Annotated in this window: 12 protein-coding genes; 5 read left to right on the top strand and 7 right to left on the bottom strand. The window is 74.6% G+C overall.

Annotated features, from left to right (window positions below; genetic code table 11):
• Window positions 1-3 precede the first annotated feature (3 nt).
• The 4 genes from JT721_RS09705 to JT721_RS09690 form a co-directional block, all read right to left on the bottom strand.
• On the bottom strand, window positions 4-990 hold the full coding sequence (locus JT721_RS09705) for an NAD-dependent epimerase/dehydratase family protein (protein ID WP_205472877.1): 987 nt from the start codon (window positions 988-990) through the stop codon (window positions 4-6).
• 89 nt (window positions 991-1,079) lie between these two features.
• Window positions 1,080-1,649 carry an RNA polymerase sigma factor gene (locus tag JT721_RS09700; protein WP_205472874.1) on the bottom strand — a complete coding sequence of 190 codons (570 nt, stop codon included), beginning with the start codon at window positions 1,647-1,649 and terminating at the stop codon, window positions 1,080-1,082.
• A 117-nt stretch (window positions 1,650-1,766) separates the two neighbouring features.
• Window positions 1,767-2,585: an ABC transporter permease gene (locus tag JT721_RS09695; protein ID WP_205472871.1), complete on the bottom strand. Its 819-nt coding sequence runs from the start codon at window positions 2,583-2,585 to the stop codon at window positions 1,767-1,769.
• Window positions 2,582-3,505 carry an ABC transporter ATP-binding protein gene (locus tag JT721_RS09690; RefSeq protein WP_205472868.1) on the bottom strand — a complete coding sequence of 308 codons (924 nt, stop codon included), beginning with the start codon at window positions 3,503-3,505 and terminating at the stop codon, window positions 2,582-2,584. The genes JT721_RS09695 and JT721_RS09690 overlap by 4 nt, the downstream gene beginning before the upstream one ends.
• 136 nt (window positions 3,506-3,641) lie before the next feature.
• Between JT721_RS09690 and JT721_RS09685 the strand changes: the two genes are divergently transcribed.
• The gene (locus JT721_RS09685) at window positions 3,642-5,105 is read left to right on the top strand and encodes a serine/threonine-protein kinase (RefSeq protein ID WP_240340485.1); all 1,464 of its coding nucleotides are present in this window, start codon (window positions 3,642-3,644) and stop codon (window positions 5,103-5,105) included.
• A 275-nt stretch (window positions 5,106-5,380) separates the two neighbouring features.
• Here the strand turns inward: JT721_RS09685 and JT721_RS09680 are convergent, their stop codons facing one another.
• Genes JT721_RS09680 through JT721_RS09670 form a run of 3 tightly spaced genes read right to left on the bottom strand, consistent with a single transcriptional unit; the run spans window position 5,381 to window position 8,104 of the window.
• The gene (locus JT721_RS09680; protein WP_205472864.1) at window positions 5,381-6,022 is read right to left on the bottom strand and encodes a hypothetical protein; all 642 of its coding nucleotides are present in this window, start codon (window positions 6,020-6,022) and stop codon (window positions 5,381-5,383) included.
• Window positions 6,023-6,032: 10 nt separating this feature from the next.
• Window positions 6,033-6,605, bottom strand: a complete 573-nt coding sequence (locus tag JT721_RS09675) for a hypothetical protein (RefSeq protein WP_205472863.1) — start codon at window positions 6,603-6,605, stop codon at window positions 6,033-6,035.
• A 56-nt stretch (window positions 6,606-6,661) separates the two neighbouring features.
• Window positions 6,662-8,104, bottom strand: coding sequence for a DHA2 family efflux MFS transporter permease subunit (locus tag JT721_RS09670; protein WP_205472861.1), 1,443 nt, complete (start codon window positions 8,102-8,104; stop codon window positions 6,662-6,664).
• A 131-nt stretch (window positions 8,105-8,235) separates the two neighbouring features.
• On the opposite strand from JT721_RS09670, the gene JT721_RS09665 reads away from it, so the two are divergent.
• The 4 genes from JT721_RS09665 to JT721_RS09650 all read left to right on the top strand — a co-directional run bounded on the left by JT721_RS09665 (window position 8,236) and on the right by JT721_RS09650 (window position 13,047).
• Window positions 8,236-8,811, top strand: coding sequence for a hypothetical protein (locus JT721_RS09665; RefSeq protein ID WP_205472860.1), 576 nt, complete (start codon window positions 8,236-8,238; stop codon window positions 8,809-8,811).
• An 18-nt stretch (window positions 8,812-8,829) separates the two neighbouring features.
• Window positions 8,830-10,344, top strand: a complete 1,515-nt coding sequence (locus JT721_RS09660; protein ID WP_205472859.1) for an amidohydrolase — start codon at window positions 8,830-8,832, stop codon at window positions 10,342-10,344.
• Between the two features lie 169 nt (window positions 10,345-10,513).
• Window positions 10,514-11,644 (top strand): ROK family transcriptional regulator, encoded by a 1,131-nt coding sequence (locus tag JT721_RS09655; protein ID WP_205472858.1) that lies wholly within the window; start codon window positions 10,514-10,516, stop codon window positions 11,642-11,644.
• Between the two features lie 116 nt (window positions 11,645-11,760).
• On the top strand, window positions 11,761-13,047 hold the full coding sequence (locus tag JT721_RS09650; RefSeq protein ID WP_205472857.1) for an extracellular solute-binding protein: 1,287 nt from the start codon (window positions 11,761-11,763) through the stop codon (window positions 13,045-13,047).
• The last annotated feature ends 46 nt before the right edge of the window (window positions 13,048-13,093 follow it).

Raw genomic sequence — 13,093 nt, 5'->3', positions numbered from 1 at the left:
ACCTCAGGTCGCGCGCGACCCCCACGCCTCGAGCAGCGACCGCTCGCGCTCGAGGCCGATCCCGCCCACGGGCGCGTCCGGGTCGGCCTCGAGCCAGGCCAGGGTGTCGCGCGCGGTCTCCGCGATCGGGCGCAGCGCCAGCCCGGCCTCGATCGAGGGCAGCGCGTCGTGGGCGCACATGCCGTCGTACGCCGGGCGGGGCAGCCACAGCGGCAGCGAGTCGGGGCCGGCCCACGGCTGCACCTCGTGCTCGGCGAGGAACTCCTGGTCGACCCAGGTCCACGCCACCTCGGCCGGGACGCCCGCGGCGGCCTCCTCGAGCAGCTCCCGGATCGGCATCGCGAGCCCGACCCCGTCGAAGTCCCCGGCCAGCCGCTCCTCGCACGCGGTGACCGCCCACGCCGCCAGGTCGCGGACGTCGACGACCTGCACCACGTCGGCGGGGTCGCCCGGGGCCAGCACCTCGCCGCCGGCGGCGAGCCGTCGCGGCCAGTACGCGAACCGGCCGCTGGGGTCGCCCGGCCCGACGATCAGCCCGGGTCGCAGCACCATCGCCGAGGCGGCGCCCTCGCGCACCACCTCCTCGCAGGCGACCTTCATCGGGCCGTAGGCCTCGGGCTCGACCGCGAGGTCGACGTCCTCGCGCCGGGCCTCGCGCAGGGGCAGCGTGCCGGGCCGCCCGCCGGGGGTGGCGTCGTCGGCGTAGACGTTGACGGTCGAGACGAACACCCAGTGCGCGGTCGGGAACGCCGCCACCGCGCGGGCCACCTGGCCAGGGTGCCGCGCGACGTCCACGACCGCGTCGAAGGCGATCGCGGCCAGCTCGTCGGGCACGTCCTGCTCGCGGTCCCAGGTCACCGGTCGCGCCCCGTCGGGCACCCGCCCCGAGCGACCCCGGCTGGCGCACACCACCTCGTGGCCGCGGCGCACCGCCTCGGCAGCCACCTCGCGGGACAGGAAGACCGTGCCGCCGAGCACCAGGATGCGCATGCGCCCACCGTCGCGGTCACCGGCCGGCGAGGGCAAGGGATTCCGCGCAGAGCAGAGTGGCCGGGGCAGGAGTCCCCGGGCAGCAGGGATCAGCCGCCGCTGACCCGCAGCAGCGGCCGCACCAGCTTGCGGCCGTGGTGGATCTGGGCCTTCACCGTGCCGAGCGGCAGCCCGACCAGCGCGGCGATGTCGGCGTACGCCATGCCGTAGACGTCGCGCAGCAGCAGCGGCTCGACGTACTGCGGGTGCTCGCGCTCGAGCACCTCCATCGCCTCCAGCAGGTCCAGCCGGGTGCCGGCGATCACGCTGGTGGTGCGCGGGTCGGGCCGGTCGAGCGGGCCGACCTCCTGGGGGTCGGCGGGGACGGCCTGGTTCTTCATCCGGCGGTACGTCGTGCGCGCGCTGTTGACCGCGACCACGTGCAGCCAGGTCGTGAACCGGCCGGTGCGCCGCCACTGACCGATCTTGGTGGCGATGCTCAGCAGCGCCTCCTGGCAGGCGTCCTCCGCGTCCGGGCCGTGGGGCAGCACCCCGCGGCAGACGTTGAGCACCCGCGGGCGCACCTCGGCCAGCAGCCGCTCGAGCGCGTCGCGGTCGCCGTCCTGGGCGTCGCGCGCGAGCTCGTCGACCTCGTCGGGGTCGAGTCCGGTGCTCGCCATGAGCCCCACCATGCCAGCCGTCGTCATCTCGGTCCTTCCCGACGGGTCCGCCCCGCCGTACCGAGTGGTACGACGGGGCGGACCGAAAGGTTGCCTGCGACTGCTCGGCGACCTGGACTACTTGATCTCGGAGCGCATCAGCCGCCACAGGCCGAAGGCCATCGGCAGCACCAGCCACACGACGCCGGTGACGCCGAGCTGGGCCCACTGGGTGCCGGTGAGCGACCCCTCGAACAGGCTGCCCTGGGCGTAGTTGAAGTCGATCCACGGGCGGGCGTCGGCGAACCACTCCTGGAAGGCGGCCAGTGCCTCGCTGATGGCCGTCAGCACGAAGGAGTAGACGAAGTAGGCCACGATCGCCGCCGCCGAGCTGCGGATGACGACGCCGAGCATGAAGCCGACGAGCATCCCCAGCACCTGGGCGAGGACGATGAGGGCGAGGTCCTGGGCGGAGGAGTCCCACACCGGGTCGATGCCGAGCGCGGCCGAGCCGAGCACGGTGCCGATCGCACCGATGACCATCGCCAGCGCCATCGAGGCGACGCTGATGCCGATCACCACGACGGCCTTCGCCGCGATCGAGCGCGCCCGGTTGGGCACCAGCGTGAACGTCGTGAGGCCGGTGCGCTGGCTCCACTCGCTGGTGACCGAGAGCACCGCGACCATCGGCAGGATCACCGCCATCGGGAAGCCGATCGCCGAGGCGAAGCCCTCGTAGGTGAGCGCCGAGTCCGGCGCCCACAGCATCGTGGCGCCGGTGGCCAGCGTCGCGGTGATGACGACGCTGGCGAGCAGCCAGAAGCCGGCGCGGGTGTCGAACGACTTGCGCAGCTCGACCCCCACGATCCGCGCGAACGGGATCGGCGCGGGCGCCGGGCGGGCCGGTCGCCGTACGGCGGTGGCGGCGGTGGTGGGGGACAGGTCGGTGGCGGTCATGCCGCTGCTCCTTCGGTGACGGTCTCGCGCTGGGTCTCGGCGGTGAGCTCGAGGAACATCTCCTCCAGCCCGGCGCCGTCGGCGGCGCGCAGCTCGGTGAGGGGTACGCCGGCGGCGAGGGCGACCCGGCCGACGACGTCGGGCTCGGCGTCGACGCGCAGCGCCGCGGAGGCGCCGCCCGAGCCGGTGGCGGTGACGGCCAGGCCGGCGTCGGTGAGCGCCGTCGCCAGGGCCGGCAGCTCGGGGCTGCGGACCAGGGTTCCGGCGGCGGCCAGCAGCTCGGCCTTGGTGCCCTGCGCGACGATCCGCCCGTTGCCGATCACGACCAGGTCGTCGGCGACGACCTCGATCTCGTGCAGCAGGTGGGAGGAGAGCAGCACGGTGGCGCCCTGGTCGGCGTAGTCGCGCAGCAGGTCGCGCATCCAGCGGATGCCGGCCGGGTCGAGCCCGTTGGCGGGCTCGTCGAGGATCAGCACCTCCGGGTCGCCCAGCAGCGCGGTGGCGATGCCGAGACGCTGCCGCATGCCGAGGGAGTAGTCGCGCACCCGGCGCGCCGCCTCGTCGGGGGTCAGGCTGACCCGGTCGAGCATCTCGTCGACCCGGCGGGCCGGGAGGCCCATGGTGCGGGCGGCCACGGTGAGGATCTCGCGGCCGGTGCGCCCGGCGTGCTGGGCCGAGGCGTCGAGCAGCACGCCGACCTCCAGGCCCGGGTTGGGCAGCTCGGCGTAGCGCCGGCCGCAGACGGTGGCGTGGCCGGAGGTCGCGGGGGTCAGCCCCACGATGATCCGCATGCTGGTGGACTTGCCGGCGCCGTTGGGGCCGAGGAAGCCGGTGACCCGGCCGGACGCCGCGGTGAAGCTGACGTCGTCGACGGCCGTGAAGCCGCCGTACTTCTTGGTGAGTGACTCGACGGTGATCATGGGCACCACCCTCGTGCCGGCGGCCGCCCGCGCACATCGGGGAAGCCGCCCACCTCGACCCTGCCCGCACCCCTGAGCCGACCCTGAGCCGCACCCGACCGGTCTCGGGGTCCTTTGCCATGATGAGCGCGTGTCGATGCCCCACCGTCTCGGTCGCTACGCGGTGCGGCGGCGCATCGGGTCGGGCGCCTTCGCCACGGTGTGGCTCGCCTACGACGAGCACCTCGACTCCCCCGTGGCGGTCAAGGTGCTCGCCGACAACTGGACCGAGGACCACCACGTCCGCCAGCGGTTCCTCGAGGAGGGGCGCTACCTGCGCCGGGTCGAGTCGCCCCACGTGGTCTCGGTCTACGACGCCGGCGAGCTCGAGGACGGCCGCCCCTACCTGGTGATGTCCTACGCAGACCAGGGCACCCTCGCCGACCGGCTCGAGGTGGAGGGGCTCACCGCCGACGAGGCGCTCGACGTCGTGGGCCAGGTCGCTGCGGGGCTCAAGGCCCTGCACGGCAAGGGGATCCTGCACCGCGACGTCAAGCCTGCCAACGTGCTGTTCCGCTCCATCGACCACGGCGACGACGGCGCCGGCGTGCGGGTGATGCTGGGCGACCTGGGCCTCGGCAAGGCGCTCGACGTCTCGTCGCGGCTGACGATGGTGGCCGGCACCCCGTCGTACGTCGCTCCCGAGCAGGCGCGCGCCGAGCCGCTCGACGCACGCGCCGACCAGTACTCCCTGGCCGTGCTCACCTTCCGCCTGCTGGCCGGCCGCGCGCCGTACCAGCACCTTGACCTGGCCGCCGCCGCCGAGCCCGGCACGCCCCCGTCGCTGACCACCAGCCACGGTGCCGCGGTCGACGCGGTCGTGCGGCGCGGGCTCGCGGTCGACCGCGAGGACCGGTTCCCCGACGTGTCGGCGTACGCCGATGCGCTGGCCGATGCGCTGGCCGATGGGCTGGCCGATGGGCTGGGCAGCCGCGGCGGGGGGCTGCAGCCGCTCGACCCCGACCGCACCCGGGCCGGTGGCAACCCCACCGCGCTCCCCACCGCGCCCTCTCCGGCGCCCGGAGCTCCGCCGCCCCGGCGGGTGCCGCTGGCCCGGGGCGCGGCGGCGCTCCTGCTCGTGGCCGCCGCGGGCGTCGCCGGCTACCTCGGCCAGCGCCACCTCGGCGGCGACGTCACCGTCACCGACGCCGACGGCGTGCTGTCGGTGACGGTGCCGCGGGCCTGGGACGGCGCCGTGTCCCGCGACGGCTGGGAGCTCGACGACGAGGAGCTGCCCGGCCTCTCGGTCGGCACCGACCGCTCCTGGACCGACACCGCCGCCGACGGCGAGGGCGTCTTCCTCGGCCTGCTCCCCGGCACCCGCCTGCCCGACGACCTCCCCCAGCACCCCGAGTGCTCCGACGCCGAGCCCCGCGACGACGCCGCCACCAGCCAGGGTGACGCCGTCACCGTCGTCCACACCGACTGCCCCGGCGGCGTGACGGTCGAGAGGGTCGTCCAGGTCACCGCCAGCCGCCTGCTCTGGGTGCAGATCCGCTCCGCCGACCGTGCCACCGCCAACGACGTCCTCGACAGCATCGACACCCACGGCCTCCGCTGACCCGCGCTCCCCGCTGGTCGAGGAAGGACGAAGTCCTGTCTCGAGACCCGGTGAGCCGAGAGCCCTCCGGTGGGGACGGAGGGCGTTCGGCCGGCGGGGTTTCGAGACCGTTGCTAGCGCAACTTCCTCAACCAGCGTTGGGCCACCGTTGGTCGAGGAAGGACGAAGTCCTGTCTCGAGACCCGGTGAGCCGAGCGCCCTCCGGTGGGGACGGGAGGGCGTTCGGCCGGCGGGGGTTTCGAGACAGTTGCTAGCGCAACTTCCTCAACCAGCGGTCAGCGCGCGCGGGCGGTGCTGGCGCTGATCCGGGCCATCAGGTCGGTGAGGCCGGCCCGGTCGACCTCGCGGCCGATGACGGCGACCGTGACCTGCGCGGCGTCGGAGCCGTCGACGGAGAGCCACCGCTCGAGGGCGAGGCGGCGGTGGCCGCCGGTGACGTAGGTGATCCGGAGCGAGTCCCCGGTGCGCTCCTCGACCACGAGCTCGTCGACGTCGGCGCGGAGCAGGTCCAGCCGGCGCTGCACGGCGGCGGCGAGCGTGAGCCGCTGGCTGCTGACCAGGCCGACGCGCAGGAAGTAGGTGTTCTCGGGGAGGCCGGGCGGCTTCCACTTCCACTCCACCTCGTCGCTGGTGGTGCGCTGCCAGCGCTCCGGCACCTGGAGCTCCACCGGGAAGCTGCTGCCGACGGTGTCGAGCCGGAGCGGGAGGCCGGGGGCCAGGGGCGGGTCGGCGGGGTCGGGCGAGACCTCGACCCGACCGGCCGGCACCGAGGGGCTGGTGGCCGGCACGGGGGCGACGCCGCCGAGCGAGGTGGGGGCGTCGGCGACCCAGCCGACCAGGTAGCCGAGACCGCCGGCCAGCACCGCCGCGACCGCCGCCAGCACGACGGTGCGGCGGCGCGGGACGGACGGGGTCATCGGTGCGACCCTACGGCGCCAGCGTGGCCAGCTCGCCCGGGGCGAGGGCCTCGACCGCGGCCACGCCGGCGTCGCGGACGGCGTCGCCGGTCGCCTCCACGCTGACCGAGAACGGCCAGTCGCGGTAGGTCGCCGACCACTGCTCCTGGCGCGGGACGGTGCGGTCGGTCGACTCCCAGGTGCGGCCGGCCAGCACGCCGTCGACCAGCCACTCGGTGGAGGCGAAGCCGCGGTTGGCCTCGTCGTAGTAGCCGAACCGGTCGAACCCGTCCTCCCAGCGCGTGTAGCGCACCAGCAGCTCGGGGGTCTTGCACTCCCACACCTCGGTCTTGCCCACCACCAGGATGTCGCCGCGCTCGGCGCAGGCGGCGGGGTCGAGCGAGGGGAAGACCGTGGTGAGCGGGAGCCCGTCGGCGGTGGCCGGGTCGACGTCCTCGCTCGCGCCGGGGTACGACGGCGAGGCGGTCACCGGGGCGGCGGCGCGGCTGGTGCCGGCGCCGCCGTCCTGGGCCGAGCCCGCCCACCAGCCGCCGCCGGCGGCCAGCGCGGCCACCGGCAGCACGAGCAGCCAGCGTCGGTCCACGCGTCGGTCCACCCGTCGGTCCACCCGTCGGTCCACGTGGAGACCCTATGCGGGTCTCAGTGCACGGCCGCGACCTCGCCGGACGACACGGCGTCGGGGTCGCCCATCGGCCGGGGTCGCAGCAGCGCGCCGCCGACGGCCGCGGCGAGCAGGGCCGCCACCGCACCGGCGGCGAACGCGACCTGGAGCCCGCCGTGCAGCGCCTCGACGGCCGACGACCCGGAGGCGGCCAGGGCGTGGGTGCGCGAGTCGGAGATCGCGACCAGCACGGCCAGGCCCAGGGCGCCGCCCATCATGAACGAGGTGTTGACCACCCCGGAGGCGAGTCCGGACTCGTGCGGCTCGACGTCACCCATGGCGGCGAGCAGCACGGGGTTGAACGCGATGCCGGCACCGATGCCGAGCAGCACCATCGAGGGCAGCACGTGGCTGACGTAGCCGCCGGTGGGCGGGGCGTCGGCGAAGACCGCCAGCCCGGCCGCGGCCAGGGTCAGGCCGGCGACCATCGGCGGCCGGATGCCGAACCGCATCACCAGCCGGTCGGAGACCTTGAGGGAGCAGAACGCCATCACCACGCTGGTCGGCACGAACGCGAGGCCGACCTCGAGCGCGTCGTAGCCCAGCACCTGCTGGAGGTGCAGCGCGGAGAGGAAGAACCACGCGAACATCGCCGCCGACCACAGCACGCCGACCACCTGCGAGACCGAGACGTTGCGCAGCGCGAAGAGCCGCAGCGGCACCAGCGGCTCGGCCACCCGCGCCTCGCGCACCACGAACGCGGCGAGCAGCACGACGCCGGTGCCGAGCAGGCCGAGGGTGCGCGCGGAGGTCCAGCCGGCGTCGTTGCCGCCGACGATCGCGTAGACCGAGACCATCAGCGCCGCGGTCACCAGCACCGCGCCGGGGACGTCGAGGCGGGTCGAGCCCGGGACGACGTCGTCGGCGGGCAGCGCCCGACGGGCGGCGAACCACACGGCGACGCCCACCGGCACGTTGACCAGGAAGATCCAGTGCCACGAGAACAGCCCGGTCAGCACGCCGCCGAGCAGCACGCCGACCGCACCACCCCCGGACATCACGAAGCCGAAGAAGCCCATCGCCTTCGCCCGCTCGGCGGGGTCGGTGAACAGCCCCATGATCAGCGACAGCGCGACCGCGGACACCGCGGCGCCGCCGATGCCCTGGACGGCCCGCCCGACGACGAGCAGCTCGGCCGACGGCGCGAGCCCGCAGGCCACCGAGGCGATAGTGAACGACACCACCCCGCCGAGGAAGACCCGCTTGCTGCCCAGCAGGTCGCCGAGCCGGCCGCTCAGCAGCAGGCAGCCGCCGAAGGTGAGCAGGTAGGCGTTGACCACCCACGCCAGCGCCGCCTGCGAGAAGCCGAGGTCGGTCTGGATCGAGGGCAGGGCGACGTTCACGATGCTCGAGTCGAGCACGATCATCAGGTCGCCCAGGCAGAGGACGTAGAGGGCCAGCCAGCGGCTGCGGTCGGACATGGGATGACTCCTGGGATCGGGGCCGGTCTCTGCCCTCTCCACGAACAGGACCGCGTCGGTACGACAGACCGGATCGAACTTCTTTCCTCATCGGTCCCGCACGACCGTTCTTGCGCAGCTACATTGCGCCGGTGAAGAAGACCGCAGCGGCCCTCGCCGCAGCCACCACCCTCGCCCTCCTGGCGCCCGCCGGAGCCTCGGCCGAGACCGAGGTCGTCACCGACCCCCGCGGCGACAGCTACAGCGGCGCCGACTACGAGCCCGGGCCGCCCAGCTCGTCGGACTGGGGCGACATCACCCGGGTGGTGCTCGAGCACACCCGTCAGCGCTTCTCCGTCGTGGTCCGGCTCAACCCCGCGACCTACCCACCCGACCTCTACGAGGCCCGGCTCGACACCCGGCCCGGGCGGCCCGGGCCCGAGCTCCAGGTCTTCTTCGGCGTCGATGCCTACGACGACGACCTGCCGCCGTACGTCACGCTCTACCGGATGAACGGGATCACCGAGATCCGGTGCAAGGGCGCGCGCAGCAAGGCGCTCGGCTCGGCCGGCGGCAAGGCCGGCCACCGGATCTCCATCCCACGCTCCTGCCTGGGCAATCCCCGCAAGGTGCGGGTCAAGCTGACCTCCGGCCAGGAGCACGGCTACGACGACCACGCGCCCGGCCGGGCCAAGCCGCGCTGGTCGCCGTGGGTGCGGAGGGGCTGACCTCCTACCCTTCTCCGCATGACGGGGCTGCTGCTGCGCGAGGTGCGCATCGTGCCCCTCCACGGCCGCTCCGGCGTGCCGACCGAGCCGGTCGACGTGCTGGTCGAGGACGGCGTCGTGACCCGGATCGGGCTGCGGCTGCCGGTCGATGCCGGCCCGGTCGGACGAGGGCCGGTCGAGACCGTCGAGGCGGGCGGCCGTTGGCTGGTGCCGGGCCTGTGGGACCAGCACGTCCACCTCGGCCAGTGGACGCTGGCCCGGCAGCGCCTCGACCTGGGCGGCACCACGTCGGTGGCCGAGGCGACCGCCGCCGTACGACGTCGCCTCGACGACCAGCCCGGCCGCCCGGTCGTCGGCTGGGGCCACCGGCCCGCCGGCTGGCACGAGCAGCCGCGCACGAGCGACCTCGACGCGCTCACCACGACGGTGCCGGTGGTGCTGATCGCCGGCGACGGCCACCACGCGTGGCTCAACACCCCGGCGCTGCACGCCCTCGAGCTGCCCGCCACCGACGACGTGGTGCGCGAGACGGCCTGGTTCGCGGCGTACCCCCGGCTGGGCGACGCCCTCGGCGAGGACGGCACCTCGGCCGCCGCCTACCGGGCCAGCCTCGAGGAGGCGGCGGCGCGGGGCGTGGTGGGGGTGGTGGACTTCGAGTTCGGCGCCGGTCCGGGCGCGTGGCCGGAGCGCTGGAGCCAGCGCTGCGACGTGCTGCGGGTCCGCTACGCGACCTACGAGAACACCCTCGACCACGTGCTCTCGGCCGGGCTGCGCACCGGGGACCCGCTCGCGCAGGGCGACCCCCGGCTCACGATGGGGCCGCTGAAGATCATCAGCGACGGCTCGCTCAACACCCGCACCGCCTGGTGCTGCGAGCCCTACGCCGGCGAGCCGGCCACCCACGGCCTGCCCAACCTCAGCGGCGAGGAGCTGACCGCGCTGCTCGAGACCGCGACCCGGCACGGGCTCGCGGTGAGCACGCACGCGATCGGGGACGCGGCGGTGGCCCAGGCGCTGGCGACGTACGAGCGCACGGGGGCACGCGGCAGCATCGAGCACGCCCAGCTGGTGGGGCGCGACGACGTGCGCACGATGGCGCGGCTGGGGGTCCGGGCCAGCGTGCAGCCGGCCCACCTCCTCGACGACCGCGACCTCAGCGAGGCGGTCTGGCCCGACCGGGGCGGGCGGAGCTTCGCGTTCCGCTGGATGCTCGACGACGGCGTCGACCTGGTGCTCGGCTCGGATGCTCCGGTCTCGCCGCTCGACCCGTGGCTGGCGATGGCCGCCGCCGTCCACCGCAGCGCCGACGACCGCGAGCCGTGGCACGCCGACCAGGCGCTCACCCCGCAGGAGGCGCTCGCAGCCTCCGTCGACGGCCACCCGGGCGTCGTACCGGGTGCCCCCGCCGACCTCGCCCTCCTCGACCACGACCCGCTGGTCGGCGCCACCACCGCCGAGCAGGCCGCCACCCTGCGCGGCACCACGGTCGCGCTCACGGTCGTCGACGGGCGGATCGTGCACGACGGCCGCTGAGGTCCGGTAGTCCGTGACCTTTGGGTCCGGCAAGGGCCGAAACGTCACGGACTACCGCGCCGCGGGGGCCCGAACGTCACGGACTATCGCGCGCCCGACGTGCTCCGAGTCACACGAATCGTCCCCGACCCCTTGACGACGAATATGTAAGTGCGCTGAACTAACAAACGTGACCACCACGTCCCCCGTCGGCCGGCAGCTCCGCCCGCGCGGCAAGCTGCTCCAGGAGGACACCCGGCGCCACCACCGGTCGCTGCTCCTCCAGCAGCTGTTCCGCGAGGGGCCGGCCAGCCGGGCCGACCTGGCCCGGACCACCGGGCTGACCCGGGTCACCGTCTCCGATCTGGTCGGGGAGCTGGTGACCACCGGACTGGTCGAGGAGCTCGGCGCCCCCGCCGGCAGCCGGGTCGGCAAGCCGCCGACGCTGGTCGGGCTGGCCGCCGACTCCGTGCACGTGGTCGGCCTCGACCTCTCCGCCGACGACCGGATGACCGGCGCGGTGCTCAACCTCCTCGGCGAGGTGCAGGCCCGCCACGAGGTCGCCGTCGGCGGCGCCCGGGGCGCGGACGCCGTCGACCTGGTGCGCGGTCTGGCCGCGGAGCTGATCGCCCGCACCGACCGGCCGGTGCTCGGCGTCGGTGTCGGCAGCCCCGGCGTCGTCGGCGCCGACGGCACCGTCATCGACGCCCCCAACCTGGGCTGGCACGACACCCCGCTCTCGACCGTGCTGGCCGAGGCGCTCGGCTGCCCGGTCACGGTCGCCAACGACGCCAACACCGCCGTGCTCGGCGAGCACACCTTCGGCGCCGCCGGCGACGGCGGCCTGATGCTGCTGCGGGTCGGCACCGGTGTCGGTGCGGGGCTGGTGCTGGAGGGCTCGCTGCTCCACGGCCACCGCGGCGCCGCGGGCGAGATCGGGCACGTCGTGGTCGACCCCGGCGGCGACCGCTGCGCCTGCGGCCGCACCGGCTGCCTCGAGACCGTGCTCGCCGCGCCCCACCTGCGCCGCCGGCTGGCCGCGGAGCCGGCGGACGGCGACGTGCTGGCCCGCGCCGGGGAGCAGCTCGGCACCGTGCTCGCCCCGGTGGTCGGCACCCTCAACCTGCGCGAGGTCGTGCTCAGCGGCCCCGCCGACCTGCTCGACGGGCCGCTGCGCGCGGCCGCGGACCGGGTGGTCCGCGAGCGCACGATGCCGGTCAGCTCCGAGGACCTGGTGGTCCGCACGTCGGCCCTCGGCGAGGACGTCGTCCTCGTCGGTGCGGCCGTGCTGGTCCTCACCGGCCAGCTGGGGGTCTCGTGAGCCCCCACCACGACGTACGACGCGCGGACAGGGCGCGTCGTCGGCCAGGCCCCGGCCCCGCGCCGTACCTGGACCCATCCCAGTCCCAACCGGGAACGCTCGAGAGGAAGATCGCGGTGCGCATCAAGAGGACACTGGCGGGAGCGGCCCTGACCGCGCTCGCCCTGACGGCACTGGCCGCCTGCGGCGACGACGAGGGCGACGGGTCGTCCGCAGACGGAGGCCCCGACAAGGCCGACATCCGGGTCTGGCTCAACGGCGCCGACACGCCCGACGCCGCCCGCGAGTGGCTGAAGGAGACCTTCGAGGAGGAGAACCCCGGCTCCACGCTGACCATCGAACAGCAGGAGTGGGACGGGCTGGTCGAGAAGCTCACGACCGCGCTGAGCAGCGAGTCCGAGACCCCCGACGTGGTCGAGATCGGCAACACCCAGGCCCCGACGTTCACCAGCGCCGGCGCCTTCTCCGACCTCACCGACGACCTCGACGACCTCGGCGGCGACGACCTGCTGCCCGGCTTCGTCGAGGGCGCCACCGTCGACGGCAGCACCTACGCGGTGCCCTACTACGCCGGCGCGAAGTACGTCTTCTACCGCAAGGACCTCTTCGACAAGGCGGGCGTCACCGTACCCACGACGCTGGACGAGTTCGTCGACACGGCGGTCAAGCTCAAGCAGGCCAACCCCGACCCTGCGAACTTCTCCGGCTTCTGGTTCCCCGGCCAGGACTGGCGCAACGGCGCGGCGTTCGTCTGGGACGCCGGCGGCGAGCTCGCCGTCGAGGACGGCGGCGAATGGGCCGGGGCGCTCAGCTCGCCGGAGTCGGTGGCCGGTCTCGAGACCGCGCAGAAGCTGTTCGCGGAGGCCTCGGGCGCGCCCAAGGACGGCAACGAGGCCGACCCGCAGACGCCGTTCTGCGCCGGCGAGGTCGGCATGATGTCGACCCCCAGCTGGGTGATGGGCCTGCTGACCGACCCCAAGACCGGCTGCCCCGAGCTCGCCGACCAGGTGGGCGTGTTCGCCCTCCCGGGCAGCGACGGCGGCCCCGCCCCGGTGCTCCTCGGTGGGTCCGACCTCGCGGTGCCGGCCAAGTCGGGCAACCAGGACCTGGCCCGCAAGGCGATCGCGCTGATGCTCAGCGACGAGTACCAGACGATCCTCGCCGAGAACAACCTCACCCCGGCCAAGGAGTCGCTGGCCTCGCTGCTCGGTGACGACGAGTTCGCGCAGGCCACCATCGAGGCGGCCTCGAACGCCAAGCTCACCCCGGCCGCGCCGGGCTGGGCCACGGTCGAGGGGTCCCGGGTCCTGGAGGACCTGTTCAGCGGCATCGCCCAGGGCGGCGACGTCGCGGAGCTCGCCGCCAAGGCCGACGAGCAGATGAACAGCCAGCTCAACGGCTGACCCGGCCCGGCAACCAGGGACAGCAGGGCAGCAGCACCCACGGCCG

Origin of the sequence: Nocardioides sp. SYSU D00038 (genome assembly GCF_016924665.1) — a bacterium.
Lineage (GTDB): Bacteria > Actinomycetota > Actinomycetes > Propionibacteriales > Nocardioidaceae > Nocardioides.
Note: the sequence above shows the minus strand (reverse complement) of the source record. Positions and strands in the feature narration are given on the sequence as shown.

Excerpts from the sequence above, each read along its gene's own strand:
- JT721_RS09690 (WP_205472868.1), bottom strand. The coding sequence starts at position 3,505 with ATGATCACCGTCGAGTCACTCACCAAGAAGTACGGCGGCTTCACGGCC.
- JT721_RS09700 (WP_205472874.1), bottom strand. The coding sequence starts at position 1,649 with ATGGCGAGCACCGGACTCGACCCCGACGAGGTCGACGAGCTCGCGCGC.
- JT721_RS09660 (WP_205472859.1), top strand. The coding sequence starts at position 8,830 with ATGACGGGGCTGCTGCTGCGCGAGGTGCGCATCGTGCCCCTCCACGGC.
- JT721_RS09695 (WP_205472871.1), bottom strand. The coding sequence starts at position 2,585 with ATGACCGCCACCGACCTGTCCCCCACCACCGCCGCCACCGCCGTACGG.
- JT721_RS09670 (WP_205472861.1), bottom strand. The coding sequence starts at position 8,104 with ATGTCCGACCGCAGCCGCTGGCTGGCCCTCTACGTCCTCTGCCTGGGC.
- JT721_RS09685 (WP_240340485.1), top strand. The coding sequence starts at position 3,642 with ATGCCCCACCGTCTCGGTCGCTACGCGGTGCGGCGGCGCATCGGGTCG.
- JT721_RS09680 (WP_205472864.1), bottom strand. The coding sequence starts at position 6,022 with ATGACCCCGTCCGTCCCGCGCCGCCGCACCGTCGTGCTGGCGGCGGTC.
- JT721_RS09705 (WP_205472877.1), bottom strand. The coding sequence starts at position 990 with ATGCGCATCCTGGTGCTCGGCGGCACGGTCTTCCTGTCCCGCGAGGTG.